Annotated in this window: 16 protein-coding genes; 7 read left to right on the forward strand and 9 right to left on the reverse strand. The window is 75.7% G+C overall.

What is annotated here, in order from left to right; all coding sequences use genetic code 11:
- The first annotated feature begins 51 nt into the window (after positions 1–51).
- The 4 genes from ACZ3J7_RS25695 (at position 52) to ACZ3J7_RS25710 (ending at position 4,232) form a co-directional block, all read left to right on the forward strand.
- Positions 52–996, forward strand: coding sequence for an SIS domain-containing protein (locus ACZ3J7_RS25695; protein WP_465625128.1), 945 nt, complete (start codon positions 52–54; stop codon positions 994–996).
- 148 nt (positions 997–1,144) lie between these two features.
- Positions 1,145–2,077: an ROK family protein gene (locus tag ACZ3J7_RS25700; protein ID WP_465625130.1), complete on the forward strand. Its 933-nt coding sequence runs from the start codon at positions 1,145–1,147 to the stop codon at positions 2,075–2,077.
- A complete protein-coding gene (nagA, locus tag ACZ3J7_RS25705) occupies positions 2,074–3,249 on the forward strand; it encodes an N-acetylglucosamine-6-phosphate deacetylase (RefSeq protein ID WP_465625132.1) in 1,176 nt (391 codons plus the stop codon). The genes ACZ3J7_RS25700 and nagA overlap by 4 nt, the downstream gene beginning before the upstream one ends.
- Before the next feature lie 98 nt (positions 3,250–3,347).
- Positions 3,348–4,232, forward strand: a complete 885-nt coding sequence (locus tag ACZ3J7_RS25710) for a class II fructose-bisphosphate aldolase (protein ID WP_465625134.1) — start codon at positions 3,348–3,350, stop codon at positions 4,230–4,232.
- On the opposite strand, the gene ACZ3J7_RS25715 is transcribed toward ACZ3J7_RS25710, so the two are convergent.
- Both ACZ3J7_RS25715 and ACZ3J7_RS25720 read right to left on the reverse strand, forming a co-directional pair.
- A complete protein-coding gene (locus tag ACZ3J7_RS25715) occupies positions 4,213–5,139 on the reverse strand; it encodes a carbohydrate-binding protein (RefSeq protein WP_465625136.1) in 927 nt (308 codons plus the stop codon). The two genes, ACZ3J7_RS25710 and ACZ3J7_RS25715, sit on opposite strands and share 20 nt — an antisense overlap.
- Before the next feature lie 97 nt (positions 5,140–5,236).
- A complete protein-coding gene (locus tag ACZ3J7_RS25720; RefSeq protein WP_465625138.1) occupies positions 5,237–7,027 on the reverse strand; it encodes a GGDEF domain-containing protein in 1,791 nt (596 codons plus the stop codon).
- Positions 7,028–7,260: 233 nt separating this feature from the next.
- On the opposite strand from ACZ3J7_RS25720, the gene ACZ3J7_RS25725 reads away from it, so the two are divergent.
- Complete coding sequence (locus ACZ3J7_RS25725; protein ID WP_465625140.1) at positions 7,261–7,812, forward strand: flavin reductase family protein; 552 nt, start codon at positions 7,261–7,263, stop codon at positions 7,810–7,812.
- 7 nt (positions 7,813–7,819) lie between these two features.
- Here the strand turns inward: ACZ3J7_RS25725 and arfB are convergent, their stop codons facing one another.
- Complete coding sequence (gene arfB / locus ACZ3J7_RS25730; protein WP_465625142.1) at positions 7,820–8,251, reverse strand: alternative ribosome rescue aminoacyl-tRNA hydrolase ArfB; 432 nt, start codon at positions 8,249–8,251, stop codon at positions 7,820–7,822.
- Positions 8,252–8,323: 72 nt separating this feature from the next.
- Here arfB and ACZ3J7_RS25735 point away from each other — a divergent pair, with 72 nt between their 5' ends.
- Positions 8,324–8,815 (forward strand): hypothetical protein, encoded by a 492-nt coding sequence (locus ACZ3J7_RS25735; RefSeq protein ID WP_465625144.1) that lies wholly within the window; start codon positions 8,324–8,326, stop codon positions 8,813–8,815.
- 128 nt (positions 8,816–8,943) lie between these two features.
- The gene (locus tag ACZ3J7_RS25740) at positions 8,944–9,519 is read left to right on the forward strand and encodes a TerD family protein (RefSeq protein WP_033217596.1); all 576 of its coding nucleotides are present in this window, start codon (positions 8,944–8,946) and stop codon (positions 9,517–9,519) included.
- 64 nt (positions 9,520–9,583) lie between these two features.
- Here ACZ3J7_RS25740 and ACZ3J7_RS25745 read toward each other — a convergent pair whose 3' ends face one another.
- From ACZ3J7_RS25745 to folP, 6 genes are all read right to left on the reverse strand, one after another.
- The gene (locus ACZ3J7_RS25745) at positions 9,584–10,597 is read right to left on the reverse strand and encodes a hypothetical protein (RefSeq protein ID WP_465625146.1); all 1,014 of its coding nucleotides are present in this window, start codon (positions 10,595–10,597) and stop codon (positions 9,584–9,586) included.
- A 104-nt stretch (positions 10,598–10,701) separates the two neighbouring features.
- Positions 10,702–11,199, reverse strand: a complete 498-nt coding sequence (locus ACZ3J7_RS25750; protein WP_465625148.1) for a DUF3180 domain-containing protein — start codon at positions 11,197–11,199, stop codon at positions 10,702–10,704.
- Positions 11,200–11,338: 139 nt separating this feature from the next.
- Positions 11,339–11,938, reverse strand: coding sequence for a 2-amino-4-hydroxy-6-hydroxymethyldihydropteridine diphosphokinase (folK, locus tag ACZ3J7_RS25755; protein WP_465625150.1), 600 nt, complete (start codon positions 11,936–11,938; stop codon positions 11,339–11,341).
- Between the two features lie 35 nt (positions 11,939–11,973).
- On the reverse strand, positions 11,974–12,333 hold the full coding sequence (gene folB / locus ACZ3J7_RS25760; RefSeq protein ID WP_465625249.1) for a dihydroneopterin aldolase: 360 nt from the start codon (positions 12,331–12,333) through the stop codon (positions 11,974–11,976).
- Positions 12,334–12,539: 206 nt separating this feature from the next.
- On the reverse strand, positions 12,540–13,043 hold the full coding sequence (locus tag ACZ3J7_RS25765) for a nuclear transport factor 2 family protein (protein ID WP_465625152.1): 504 nt from the start codon (positions 13,041–13,043) through the stop codon (positions 12,540–12,542).
- A gap of 2 nt (positions 13,044–13,045) precedes the next feature.
- Positions 13,046–13,912, reverse strand: a complete 867-nt coding sequence (gene folP, locus ACZ3J7_RS25770) for a dihydropteroate synthase (RefSeq protein ID WP_465625154.1) — start codon at positions 13,910–13,912, stop codon at positions 13,046–13,048.
- Between the last annotated feature and the right edge of the window lie 132 nt (positions 13,913–14,044).

A 14,044-nucleotide genomic window follows, 5' to 3' on the forward strand; every position in this document is an offset into this window, starting at 1 on the left:
GGGCAGCCGCTCCCGTGCGCGGTCCCCGGGCAGCCGAAGGAGTCCGCACCCATGCCGCACCCGTCCCCGACCGACACCCCGACCGGTTCGCTGACCGGCGAGGAGATCGCCACCCAGCCCGAGAACTGGCGCACCGCCGCCGCGCTGGCGGCGAGCGGCCCGGCCGGCCTGCCGCGCCGGGGCGAGCGGGTGGCCGTGGTCGGCTGCGGCACCTCCTGGTTCGTGGCGCAGGCGTACGCCGCGCTGCGCGAGGCCGGCGGCCACGGCGAGACCGACGCCTTCGCGGCCTCCGAGTTCCCGTCCGGCCGCCGCTACGACCGGGTGCTGGCGATCACCCGCTCCGGGACCACCACCGAGGTGCTGCGACTGCTGGACGGCACCGACCTGCCGACCACCGCGGTCACCGCCTGCGTCGACCAGCCGGTGGCCGCGGCCGCCGGCCACCTGGTCGACCTGGGCTTCGCCGACGAGCGCTCGGTGGTGCAGACCCGCTTCGCCACCACCGTCCTCGCCCTGCTCCGCGCCCACCTGGAGCTGGAGGAGGCCCTGCCGGCCGGGGTCGGCACCGTCGCCGCCGCCGCCGCGGACGCCGAGCGGGCGGTCGCCTGGCGGGTGCCGGACGAGCTGGTGGCGCTGGAGCAGCTCTCCTTCCTCGGTGCGGGCTGGACCAACGGCCTGGCCCAGGAGGCGGGGCTGAAGATGCGCGAGGCCGCGCTCGCCTGGACCGAGGCCTACCCGGCGATGGAGTACCGGCACGGCCCGATCTCGATCACCGCCCCGGGCCGGGCCGCCTGGATGTTCGGCGAGCTGCCGGCCGGCCTGGCCGACGAGGTCGCCGCGGTCGGCGGCCGGCTGGTGGCCGACTCCGGCGCCGGCGGCCTCGACCCGCTGGCCGACCTGGTCCGGGTGCACCGGCTGGCGGTCGCGCTGGCGGAGCACCGCGGCCTGGACCCGGACGCGCCGCGCAACCTGACCCGGTCGATCGTGCTCGGCTGACCCCCCGTCACCCGGCACGGCCGGTAACGGCTTCGCCACCCAAACCGCCCAGGAGGCTGCAAAGAGCGATAAACCTCACCTCTCAGGACCAGACCAATCGAGCAACTGGACTAGACCTCTTAGACCCGGCCAAGGGAAACTGTCCCCCGTGAAGCACGTCATCGCACTCGATGTAGGCGGCACCGGCATGAAAGCCGCGCTGGTCGCCCAGGACGGCTCGGTGCTCTTCGAAGCACGCCGACCGACCGGGCGGGAGCACGGCCCCGACGCCGTCGTCGCCACCATCCTCGACTTCGCCGACGACCTGGCGCGGGAGGGCCGCGCCCGGTTCGGCGCCGCCCCCCTCGCGGCGGGCGTCGCCGTGCCGGGAACGATCGACGAGAAGAACGGGATCGCGGTCTTCTCCGCCAACCTCGGCTGGCGGGACCTCCCGATGCGCAAGCTGCTCGGCGAGCGCCTCGGCGGCATCCCGGTCGCCCTGGGCCACGACGTCCGCTCCGGCGGCCTGGCCGAGGGCCGGGTCGGCGCCGGACGGGGGGTCGGGCGCTTCCTGTTCATCGCGCTGGGCACCGGCATCGCCGGCGCGATCGGCATCAACGGGGTCATCGAGGCGGGCGCGCACGGCTACGGCGGCGAGATCGGCCACGTGGTGGTCCGCCCCGGCGGCCCGCAGTGCGGCTGCGGCGCCCGCGGCTGCCTGGAGACGCTGGCCTCGGCCTCCGCGGTCTCCCGGGCCTGGGCCGGAGCCAGCGGCGACCCGGAGGCCGACGCCGCCGCCTGCGCGAGCGCCGTCGACGCCGGCGACCCGAGGGCCCTGGCGGTCTGGCAGGACGCGGTGGACGCGCTCGCCGACGGCATCGTGCTGGCGCAGAGCCTGCTCGACCCGTCCACGGTGATCGTCGGCGGCGGGCTGGCCGAGGCGGGTGACACGCTCTTCACGCCGCTGCGCGCCGCGGTGACCGAGCGGCTGACCTTCCAGATGCCCCCGGAGGTCGTTCCGGCCATGCTCAAAGACACCGCCGCGTCCCTGGGCGCCGGCTTGCTCGCCTGGGATCTGCTCTCCATGGAGGTGACCGCGTGACCGCGGACCGTACAGCACTGGCCGGAGCCCGACTGGTCCTGCCCGGCGGGGTGATCGACGCCGGCCGGCTCTCCGTGCGGGGCACCCGCATCGCGGGCCTCGGCGGCGAGAACGAGCCGAGCGACCTCGACCTGACCGGGTACACCGTCGTCCCCGGCTTCGTCGACCTGCACGTGCACGGCGGCGGCGGCGCCTCGTACGCCTCCGGCATCGCCGAGGAGGCGCTCACCGCCGCCCGCACGCACCTGGAGCACGGCACCACCACCACGATGGCGTCCACCGTCACCGGCGAGATCGACGAGGTCTGCCGCCAGGCGGCGGTGCTCTCCGAGCTGGTCGAGGACGGCGTGCTGGCCGGCATCCACTTCGAGGGCCCGTTCATCTCGCACAACCGGTGCGGCGCCCACCGCCCCGACCTGCTGCGCGACCCGGACCCGGCGCTGGTGCGCAAGCTCGCCGACGCGGGCCGCGGCCACGCGAAGATGTTCACCCTGGCCCCGGAGCTGCCCGGCGGCCTGGAGTCGGTGCGGATGCTGTCCGACCTCGGCATCATCGCCGCCGTCGGCCACACCGACTCCGACTACGAGGTCACCCTGCGGGCGATCGACGCCGGCGCCACCGTGGCCACCCACCTGTTCAACGCGATGCCGGGCATCCAGCACCGCGCCCCCGGCCCGATCGTCGCCCTGCTGGAGGACGAGCGGGTCACCGTCGAGCTGGTCAACGACGGCGTCCACCTGCACCCCTCGGTGGTCGGACTGGCCTACGGCACGGCCGGCGCCGAGCGCGTCGCGCTGATCACCGACGCGATGGGCGCGGCCGGCATGGGCGACGGCCTGTACCCGCTCGGCCCGCTCCAGGTCCGGGTCGAGGACGGCGTCGCCCGGCTGGTCGAGGGCGGCTCCATCGCCGGCTCCACCCTCACCCTGGACGTCGCCTTCCGCCGCGCCGTCACCGTCCTCGGCCTGTCGCTGAACCAGGCCGTCACCTCGCTGTCCACCGTCCCCGCCCGCCTGATGGGCCTGGGCGACACCATCGGCACCCTGGAGGCCGGAAAGCACGCCGACCTGGTCGTCCTCGACTCCGACAGCTACGAACTCGTCGCGGTGATGCGCCGCGGCGAGTGGATCGTCGGCGCGGACCGCTTCGCCCGGGCCGGCAACCCGGCCTGACCCGGCGCCGCCCCCGCCCGGGGCGGCCGGGTCCTCCCAGCACGGGGGGTGAGCAGCGGAACCTGCGCCTCGCTACTCACCCACCGGGAGCTCCCGCCTTGCCGCTCGCCCGCACCTGTGACCTGCTCGCCGCCGCCGTCGCCGAACGCCGCGGCCTGCCCGCCTTCAACGCCATCACCCTGGAGCACGCCGAGGCGGTGGCCGCCGGCGCCGAGGCCGCCGGCACGCCCGTCGTCCTCCAGCTCAGCCAGAACGCGATCGCCTTCCGGGGCGGCCGCCTGCTGCCGATCGCCCGCGCCTGCGCCGAGGTCGCCGCCGCCGCGCGGGTGCCCGTCTCGCTGCACCTCGACCACGTCGAGGACCCCGACCTGCTGCGCGCCGCGCCCGGCGCCGGGTTCTCCTCCGCGATGTTCGACGCCTCCGCGCTGCCGCACGACGAGAACGTCAAGACCACCGCCGAGGCCACCGCCTGGGCGCACCGCCACGGCCTGCACCTGGAGGCCGAACTCGGCCGGGTCGGCGGCAAGGACGGCGAGCCCCCGCTCGGCGCGCACGCCCCCGGCGCCCGCACCGACCCGGCCGAGGCCGCCCGCTACGTCGCCGAGACCGGCGTCGACGCGCTGGCCGTCGCGGTCGGCTCCTCGCACGCGATGACCACCCGCACCGCCGCGCTCGACCACGCCCTGATCCGCGCCCTGGCCGCCGCGGTCCCCGTCCCGCTGGTCCTGCACGGCAGCTCCGGCGTCCCCGACGACGCGCTCGCCGAGGCGGTCGCGGCCGGCATGGTCAAGGTCAACGTCGGGACGGCGCTCAACCTGGCCCTCACCCCGGCGATCCGCGCCCACCTGGCCGCCCACCCGGAGGCCACCGACCCGCGCCGCTACCTCGCCCCGGCCCGGGACGCGATGGCGGCCACCGTCGAGCAGCTGGCCCGGGTGGTCGCGGGCCGGCCGGACCGGACGGCTACTTCGGGTAGTCGCTGACGCTCATCGGCGTCAGCGCGACCTGGTCGAGCAGCACTGTGTTGGCCGACCCCGCCGGGACGGTCAGCGTGATGGTGTTCGGCCCGGGCTGCAGCACCGGCCATATGTTGGTGCTGAACCAGGACTGCGCCGGGTCGGCGGCCGGGTTCTTGGAGTAGTTCTTGAACGTCACGCCGCCCTGGTGGTCCTTGCCGTTGACGGTGACCTGGGCGGGCTGGTCGGTGCCGGTGTTGTTGAAGTGCAGCCAGAGCTTGGTCTGCCCGCCGGTGTCCGAGTTGACCGTCCAGGTCACCGCGGAGCCCGCCTGGAGGACGAGGTAGCCGCCGTCGGCGGAGATCGCGCCCTTCACGGCGTTGGCGGTCGCGGCGCCCTGCGCCTGCAGCTTGGACGCGTCGCTGACCGGCTCGGCCGCGGCGGTCGGGCTGGGCGCGGCGCTGCTCGCGGCGGCGGTCGGGCTGGCCGGGCCGGTCGCGGGCGCGCTGGCGGCCTTGCCGGTCGGGTCCGCCGCCTTGGCCTTGCCGCCCGGGTCGCCGGTGGAGAGCGCGACGCCCGCGCCGATCGCGATCGCGGCGACCACCGCGACCGCGCCGATGATCGCGGCCTTGCCGCGGCCGGCCGGCTTCTCCTCGCCCGGCCGGGGGCGGGAGCGCTCGGCGTACCTGGCCTGCTGGGGCAGCGCGGTGGTGGGCTCGTGCGCCGGGCCGTAGCCGGGCACCGGCCCGGGCGGCGGCGTCTGCTGGTAGGCCGGCCGCTCGCCGTAGCTGGCCCGACCGACCTCCATCGGACGGCTGTAGCCGCTCCGGGGGCGCTCGGCGGCGGGCTGCTCGCCCTCGGCGGGGCGGTACAGGTACGCGAAGGGGTCTTCCTCGCCCTCGGGCGCTGCGCCGCTGTTGCCGGGCGTGGTCACGTTCGACTCCCCTGGACTGGATGCTCTCGTACCCAGGGCACCCTACCTGCCCGGACCGAGCGGGAGCGAAGCGGTGCGGGCCCGCCGGCGGGGGTCCTCAGCCCGCCCGGCGGTGCGAGCGCTCGCCGCGCGAACCCCGGGCCGGACCGCCCCGGGTGCGCTTCTCGTCGTACATCCGCTCGTCCGCGGAGTGCAGCACCTCGTCGATGCTCATCCCGCAGCCGGCCCAGCCGATGCCCAGGCTGACGCCGACCCGGACCGCCCGGTTGTCGATCCGCATCGGCGGCAGGATCGCCCCGCGCAGCCGCCCGGCCAGCTCCTTGGCCTCCTCGCGGCCGATGTTGTCGGCCAGCACGACGAACTCGTCGCCGCTCATCCGGGCCACCGTGTCGCCCTCCCGGACGACCTGCTGGAGCCGGCGGGCGATCTCGATCAGGACGGCGTCGCCGGTGTTGTGGCCGTGCCGGTCGTTGACCAGCTTGAAGCCGTCGAGGTCGCAGTAGAGCACCGCGAGGCCGCGCTCGCCGGCGGCGTGCGCGCCGCGGCGGTGGCCGTGCCACAGGTCGCCGGGGGGCTGCTCGGCGGGGACCACGGCGTGCACGTGGTGGGTGCCGGGCGGGAAGGCCGCGCGCTCGCGCTCCAGGGCCCCGCCGGGGCCCACGTGGTCGTGGGCGGGGGCGGCGGGCGGCCAGGGCGCCGCCCGGCCGTCCTGCGCGGCGTGGGACGGCTGCTGGGCGTGCTGCGGGGCGTACTGCGGGTGCGCCGCCTGTCCGGGTATCTCGGGGGTGCCCGCGGCGGGCGGCGCGAGCGGACAGAGCCGGCGGGCCAGCCGGGCCCGCAGCTCGGCTCCGTTCGGCAGGCCGGTCAGCGCGTCGTGGCTGGCCCGGTGCGCGAGCTGCAGCTCGTGGCGCTTGCGGTCCTCGATGTCCTCGACGTGGGTGAGCAGGAAGCTCGGGCCCTCGGCGGCGTCGGCGACCACCGAGTTGCGCAGGCAGACCCACTGGTAGCCGCCGTCCCGGCGGGAGAGCCGCAGCTCGGCCCGGCCGCCCTCGGCGCTGGTGCGCAGCAGCAGGTCCAGGTCGTCGGGGTGGACCAGGTCGACGAAGCGCTGCTGGCGCAGCGCGGCCCGGGGGCGGCCCAGCAGCCGGCACAGGGCGTCGTTGACCCGGGTGAGCTGGCCCATCGCGTCGCCGTGCAGCTCGGTGATGGCCATCCCGCTGGGGGCGTACTCGAAGGCCTGCCGGAAGGACTCCTCGCTGGCCCGCAGGGCCTGCTGCTCCTTCTCCAGCCGGGCCAGCGCGCGCTGCATCTCGGCCCGCAGCCGGGCGTTGCCGATGGCTATCGAGGCCTGCAGGGAGAACATCTCCAGCGCCTCGCGGGTCCAGGCGCCGGGGCGCTTGCCGCTGCGCGGGCGGTCCACCGAGAGGATGCCGAGCAGGTCGCCGCCGGCGCTGTACATCGGCGCGAGCAGGACGTCGGCGGGGTGCCAGTCGTTGCCGTAGACCGGCATCGGGCCGTCGCCGGTCCAGGTCGGGACGTCGGTGGCGATCGCCCAGCCGCGGTCGTGCGGCAGGAAGCGCAGGGTGCCCCAGTGGTCGGCGACCTGCAGCATCCGCTCCCAGGACTCGCGGGAGCCGACCTGGCCGAGCAGCACGGCGGGGCCGCCGAAGGCGCTCTCCTCGATCTCCCAGACGGCGGCGACCACCAGGTCGCCGTCGGGGCGGACCAGGCTGACCGCGGCGGCGTCGAACCCGAGCCCGTGGACCGCGCCCTCGACGACCGCCTGCAGGGTCCCCGCCAGGCTCCGGGCAGCGTTGAGGTCCGCCACGACCCGGTGCAAGGTGCGGAGGGTCGCGAGGCGGACGTAGGGCTCCGACTCGGCTTCCATGCGGGGGCTCCCCGGCTGCTTCGGATGGGGCTGAAAAAGTGTCGTCCGATTGCCAGAAGAACTGAATCACAGCGAGCACTGCGATAGGCACGCTCGGTCAGCAATAGCCGGTCACTGTGACTCAAATCACACCATGATCAAGGAGTTCGCACCCCGGGGCCGCACGGACCTACGACCGGACTACGACCACCGCCCGATGTCGACCCGCCCGACCGGCGACTACCGTGCGGTGCGTGTACAGCTCCCAGCGATCCCCCGCCGCCCCCGCGTCCGCCGCCCCCGGGGCGGCCGGCGCCACCCCCGAGGAGTTCCGGGCCGCCCTCGGCCAACTCGCGGCGGGCGTCTCGCTGCTGACCGCGCACGACCCGGAGGACGGCGAGGACGCGGGCATGACCGCGACCTCGTTCCTGTCGGTGTCGCTGGAACCGCCGCTGGTGCTGGTCTCGCTGCGCACCGACTCGCGGATGGACGAGCTGCTGTCCCGGGCCGAGACCTGGGCGGTGTCGCTGCTCGGCGAGGAGCACCGGACGCTGGCCTCGCGGTTCGCGATGAAGGGCCGGCTCAGCGACCGGCTGCTGTTCGCCGACGCGCCCTGGCACCGGGGCGCGCACGCGGGCGCCCCGCTGGTCGACGGCGCGCTGGCCACCGTGGAGTGCCGCACCGAGCAGCGGATCGCGGCCGGCGACCACACCCTGGTGCTCGGCCGGGTGCTGGCCGCCGAGGTGCCCGACCCGGCCGGGCGGCCGCTGCTGTACCTGCGCGGCGGCTACCGCAGGCTCGGCTGAGGCGCCGTCAGCGCTCCGGCCGGATCCGGCCCCGGCCCTCCTTGAGCCCGGCCCGGTGCCGCTTGTTCTCCAGCCGCCGCTCGACCATGCCGCGGCTCGGCTTGGTGGCCCGCCGGGCCTTCGGCGGCGGCGCCACGGCCTCCCCGAGCAGCGCGGCCAGCCGGGCCGCCGCCACCTCGCGGTTGCGCCACTGCGAGCGGTGCTCGGAGGCGCGCACCACCAGCACCCCGTCGACCAGCCGGGAGGCCAGCCGCTCCAGGGCGCGCTCCTTCCACACCGCGGGCAGCGCGTCGGAGGCCGCGAGGTCCCAGCGCAGCTCGACCCTGGAGTCCGAGGTGTTCACGTGCTGCCCGCCGGGGCCGGAGGATCGGGAGAAGCGCCAGACGAGCTCGGCGTCGGGAACGACCACCGAACCCCGTACGCGCACGGGCTCAGTCATGGGGCCCATCATCCCGCCCGTCCGCGGCCCCCGTCACCTGGTTAAGCCGCCGCGGCGGGCACAATGGCGGACGTGATCGAGCTCGGCTACTCCCTCTCCACCCGCTTCCCCGACCCCCCGCAGACCGACTACCGCACCGCGTCGGTCCGCTCGCTGCGGCACGACCTGTTCGCGGGGGACGTCTACCTGGAGACCGACGAGGGGACGGGGGTGGAGACCCGCTGGAGCTGGGTGCCGGTGCTGGACTTCGCCTGGGCGCTGTGCGACGTCGTCGAGCGGCTCGACGAGGACCCGCGCGGCAGCCGGGAGGCCCGGGTCCGCACCGAGGACCTGGACTTCACCCAGAACACCGAGCTGCTGCGCTTCGCCCGCCGCTTCGGCTGGGTGGAGATCACCGCCACCTGGCGCCCCGACGACGAGCCGCTGGTCGTCCGGCACGCCGAACTGCGCCGCGAGGCGCGGGACTTCCTGCAGGACGTGCTGGCCGACCTGACCGAGCTGCACGAGGGACTCGCCGACAACCCGAACGTCTGGACCGTGCAGGGCCGCTACCCGAGAATCTGAGCTGTCGCGGGGTCCGGGTCCGGAGGGAGCGGCGGGGGGAGGAATCCGTCCGTCCACCAAGTGCTGGAACCAAAGACCGCCCGTCCCGCGTTCTCTGGGCAAAACCGACCGAAGGGACACCACAGACCATGCCCGTGAGCCTCTCCAAGGGTGGCAACGTCTCGCTGACCAAGGAGGCCCCCGGCCTGACCGCGGTCACCGTCGGCCTCGGCTGGGACGTGCGCACCACCACCGGTGCCGAGTTCGACCTCGACGCCAGCGCGATCGTCCTGAACGGCGAAGGCAAGGTCTACTCCGACCGGCACTTCGTGTTCTTCAACAACACCAGCACCCCGGACAGCACCGTCGTGCACACCGGCGACAACCGCACCGGCGAGGGCCAGGGTGACGACGAGCAGATCAACGTCAACCTCGCCGCGCTCCCCGCCGACGTGCAGCGGATCACCTTCCCGGTGTCGATCTACGACGGCAACAACCGCGGCCAGAGCTTCGGCCAGGTCCGCAACGCCTACATCCGGGTGCTGAACCAGGCCGGCGGCGCCGAGATCGCCCGCTACGACCTCTCCGAGGACGCGGCGACCGAGACCGCGATGGTCTTCGGCGAGCTGTACCGCAACGGCGCCGAGTGGAAGTTCCGCGCCATCGGCCAGGGCTACGCCTCCGGCCTGGTCGGCATCGCCCAGGACTTCGGCGTCAACGTCTGACCCGCGCCGCCCGCGCGAACGGCCCCCGGAAGGATCCGGGGGCCGTTCGCGTGCGCCGGGCGCCTCAGGAGCGGCCGGCCCGCAGCTCGGGCAGCTCCAGCAGCTCGGTCTCGTCGTGCGCGGTCAGGTCGACCACCTCGGGCTCGGTGTCCGACTCGGCGTGCTGGTGGCTCGGCGGCTGCTCCACCGCCTGGTGCGCGGGCGGCTGCGCGGCGTCCACCGGGGCGCCGTCCAGCACCGCGTAGCGCTCGCTGTCGGCCATCGCCTCGTCGCCCACCACGTCCGCCAGGTCGCCGACCGCGGGGGCCGGCGCGCCGGGGCGCAGCGCGGCGCGGGCGGTGCCGGGACGGCCGAAGAAGCTGAACGCGGTGGCCCGCGGCCGCTGCGGCGCCGGCACGGCGGCCGTCCGGGCGGCGGCCTGCGCGGGCAGCGCCGGGCCGACCGGGCGCAGCGCGGACGGGTCGGTGACCGAGACCGGGTCGGGCGTCTTCGGGCGCAGCTCGACCTGGGCCCGCTCGTCCACCTCGCGGCGCGCCTCGGCGACCGCCGCCTGCCGCTCCAGGTGCCGCAGCGCGGCCTGCGCGCGGACGTACGAGGCGGGGGTGACCGGGTTCTTGGGCCGGGCGGCCTCGACGGCCCGGCGGGCCGCCTCGGCCTCCTTGAGGGCCTGTTCGGCGACCATCACGGCGCGCTCGCGCAGCAGCCGGGCGATCTCCGTCTCGGCCTTGGCGAGCCGGGACTTCTCGGCGGTCAGCCGGCGGCCGAACCGGGTGGCGCGCTCCTCGGCGACCTCGGCCGCGTACTCGGCCTCGGCGATCTGCTCCTCGTAGCGCTCCTCGGCGCGCAGCCGGCGCACCACCGCGAGTTCGGCGGCGGTGCGGGCGGTCCGGTCGCGCTGGCGCAGCACCAGGGCGAGGCCGACCACGGCGACGACGGCGGCGATCCCGACCGAGCGGGCCACCACCTGGTCCGGACTGGCCACCAGCGCGGCCACCGCCGCGACCACGAGCACACCGGAGGCGACCGGGGGCAGCAGCCGGCCGAGGACGGAGGAATGACGGTGGCGTCCGCGAGACATGGCTAGAAACTAGCGTGCGAATCACGGCGCTGTCAGCCTCGCCCCCCATTCGGGCCTTGACAGTGCGTGTCGGCCACCGGCGGTGACCCGTCGGTGACGGCCCGTCAGCGCGGGGAGGCGGCGGTGCCGCGCGGGTGCTCGGGGTCGTCGTGGTCGTCCGGGAGCTTGCAGACGTGCTGCAGCCACAGCGCGACCGCGATCACCGCCGCGCCCGCCAGCACCGCGAACAGCGCGGTCTGGGCCTGTGCCCGGCGGGCCGCGACGTCCAGCGAGCCGAGCAGGAACACCCCGACGCCCGCGTAGATCCCGGTCACCACCGCCGAGACCAGCGCGCTGGCCTGCCCGAGGACCAGCGCCCGGGCCGCGTGCAGCGGGTCGACGCCCTTGGCGCCGGGCTGCCGCTCGCGCACCGCCTTGAGCCGCGAGCGCAGCGAGAGCGCCGCGGCCAGCAGCACCACGGCGACCGCGGCCAGCACGTACGGCGCGTAGGCGGGCACCCCGGGCAGCGTGCCCAGCGAGTCCCACAGCCGGGCACCGCCCCAGGACAGCAGCCCGGTGATCGCGGTGATGCCGAGCAGCAGACGGAGACGGAGCGGCTTCACGCGGACGGGCTTCCTTCCAGTGGTTCGGCGGCGGGCGCCACCGCCAGCCCACCGTACCGGCCGGGGCGCGCCCGCAGGGACCTACGGCCGCGTGCGCCCGGAAGTTCCCGGGCCGGGCGCGCGCGGCCGCCTCAGCGGCTCACTCGGGCAGCCGCAGCCGCAGGTCCTCCCGGAGCCGCACGCCCTGCGCGGCGGGCCCGCCGAGGCCCGCCAGCAGCTCGGCGACCGGCCCGTAGCCGGGCACCTCGGCGGACGGGTCTGCGTCCTGCCAGGGGGCGAGCACGAACGCCCGCTCGTGGGCGCGCGGGTGGGGCAGCGTCAGCTGCGGGTCGTCGCTGGTGACGCCCTCGTAGGCGAGCACGTCGACGTCCAGGGTGCGCGGCCCCCAGCGGACCTCGCGGACCCGGCCGAACGCGTCCTCGACCGCGTTGGCCCGCTCCAGCAGGTCGCGCGGCGGCAGCGAGGTGCGCAGCACCGCGACGGCGTTGAAGTAGCTCGGCTGGTTCTCCGGTCCGCCGACGGCGTCGGTCTCGTACACCGCGGACAGCGCGGTCACCCGCACCCCCGGGGTGTCCTCCAGCGCGTCGACGGCGCCCTGCAGGGTCTCCAGGCGGTTGCCCAGGTTGCTGCCGAGGGCGACGGCGGCGGTGCGGGAGTCGTGCAGGGTGGACTCCACGCGGTCCACCCTGCCCTGCAGGTCGAACGTGGTCGGCGTGGCGGTCGGGTCGGTCGTGGCCAATGGAGTTCCCTCTGCTCGGGCTCCACCGGGGGCGGTCAGGCGCGGCCCCGGCGGATCGTGATGGTGACGTCGTCGAACGGGACGGTGATCGGGGCGTCCGGCTTGTGCACGGTGACCTCGACCTCCTCGACCACCTCGTGGCGCAGGCACCGGTCGGCGATCCGCTGGGCCAGCGTCTCGATCAGGTCGACCGGGTCGCCCGCGATCACCGAGGTGACCTCCTCCGCGATCACGCCGTAGTGCGCGGTGCGGGTCAGGTCGTCGCCCGCGGCGGCCGGGCGGGTGTCGAGGAACAGCACCAGGTCGACCACGAAGGTCTGGCCCTCGACCCGCTCGCGCTCGAAGACGCCGTGGTGGCCGCGGGCACGGAGCCCGCGCAGGGTGACGCGGTCCAGCAAAAGAATCACTGCTCCCAGCTGACGGCCCCGCCCGGGGCGGGGACCGGCGGACACCGTCGCCCGCCGCCCCTCGAATCTACCTTCGAGCACCGACCGCCAGGGACCGCCTCCCCGGCCGCCCACCCGATCGGACCGGCCACCTCGGCCCTTGACTTCCGCGCGCCGCCCGCCCCCGCCGGCCGCCGGCCGGCCGCCCGCGCGGGCTACTCCTCCTCGTCGTCGTCCTCGTCGTCCCCGCTGGTGAGCACCGGCGACCCGTGGTGCGACCAGAGCTTCCAGCCGTCCGCCGTCCGCCGGAACAGGTTCGTCGACACCACCTTGCCGCCGACCAGCGGCCCGAGCTCGCCCTCCTCCTCCGGCTCGCCGCCGGACAGGATGTTCTCGGTGCAGGTGACCAGCGCCACGTCGCCCTGGACGTCCACCTCGACGTCGGTCAGGAAGAACTGGATGTACTCGGTGTTCGCCATGATCAGCATGTACGAGCGGGTCACCTGGGCCCGGCCGGACAGCGCCGGCCAGCCCGGGTGCACGCAGAACACGCCGCCCTTGTCGCCCGCCTCGCCGGGCCCCAGCCAGATCGCCTCGACGGCGTCCAGGTCGCCGTTCTCCAGCGCCTCGTAGAGCGCCTGGTTGACCGCCAGGACGGCCTCCCGGTCCGGCTCCAGCGCCGCCGCCCGGTCGTTGCCGCCGCTCGCTGCCTCCGCCACGCCTACCCCCTCTGCGCCGCCTGCTCCCAGGCCGCGACGACTCGTACGGCGTCAGCCGTGCCGGACACGTCATGCACCCGGACCGCCCAGGCACCCGCCTTCGCCGACAGCACCGAGACCGCCGCCGTGGCGTCGTCCCGCTGCCGCGCCGGCCGCGGCTCCCCGGTTTCCGGGTTGGCCAGCAGCGTACCCAGGAAGCGCTTGCGCGAAGCCGCCACCAGGACCGGCCGTCCGAGCGCGGTCAGCGCGTCCAGCCTGCCCAGCAGCGCCCAGTTGTGCGCGCCGGTCTTGGCGAAGCCCAGGCCGGGGTCGAGGATCAGCTGCTCCTCCTTCACCCCGGCGGCCAGCAGCTCCTCCACCCGGACGGTCAGCTCCCGCACCACGTCGGCGACCACGTCGTCGTACACCGCCAGGGCGTCCATGTCGGCGGACTGGCCGCGCCAGTGCATCACCACGAACGGCGCGCCGGTCGCCGCGACCACCCCCGCCATGTCCGGGTCGGCGAGGCCGCCGGAGACGTCGTTGACCACCCGGGCGCCGGCCGCGACGGCCGCCTCCGCGACCGCGGCCCGCATGGTGTCCACCGAGACCACCACCCCGGCCCGGGCCAGCTCGGTGACCACCGGCACCACCCGGCGCAGCTCCTCCGCCTCGGTCACCCGCACCGCCCCCGGCCGGGTCGACTCGCCGCCGACGTCCACCAGGTCCGCCCCGCGCGCCACCAGGTCGAGCCCGTGCGCGACCGCCTTCGCCGGGTCCAGCCACAGCCCCCCGTCCGAGAACGAGTCCGGGGTGACGTTGACCACCCCCATCACCGCGCAGCGTTCGAGGGCGGGCAGGCCGGGGACGTTCTCGTTCATGCGTCCCATTATCGGCGCCCGGACCGCACCCGGCCGAACACGGCGGCGGGGGGGGGGGGCGCCCCCCGCCCCCCCCCCCCCCCCCGGCCGCGCCCCCCCCCCCCCCCCCCCCCCCGCCGCCCCCCGCCCCACCCCCCCCCG

This window comes from Kitasatospora sp. NPDC015121, assembly GCF_055562955.1.

Coding starts and splice junctions, on each gene's coding strand:
- ACZ3J7_RS25695 (WP_465625128.1), top strand. CDS start 52: ATGCCGCACCCGTCCCCGACCGACACCCCGACCGGTTCGCTGACCGGC.
- ACZ3J7_RS25720 (WP_465625138.1), bottom strand. CDS start 7,027: ATGGAAGCCGAGTCGGAGCCCTACGTCCGCCTCGCGACCCTCCGCACC.
- arfB (WP_465625142.1), bottom strand. CDS start 8,251: ATGACTGAGCCCGTGCGCGTACGGGGTTCGGTGGTCGTTCCCGACGCC.
- ACZ3J7_RS25740 (WP_033217596.1), top strand. CDS start 8,944: ATGCCCGTGAGCCTCTCCAAGGGTGGCAACGTCTCGCTGACCAAGGAG.
- ACZ3J7_RS25745 (WP_465625146.1), bottom strand. CDS start 10,597: ATGTCTCGCGGACGCCACCGTCATTCCTCCGTCCTCGGCCGGCTGCTG.
- folP (WP_465625154.1), bottom strand. CDS start 13,912: ATGGGACGCATGAACGAGAACGTCCCCGGCCTGCCCGCCCTCGAACGC.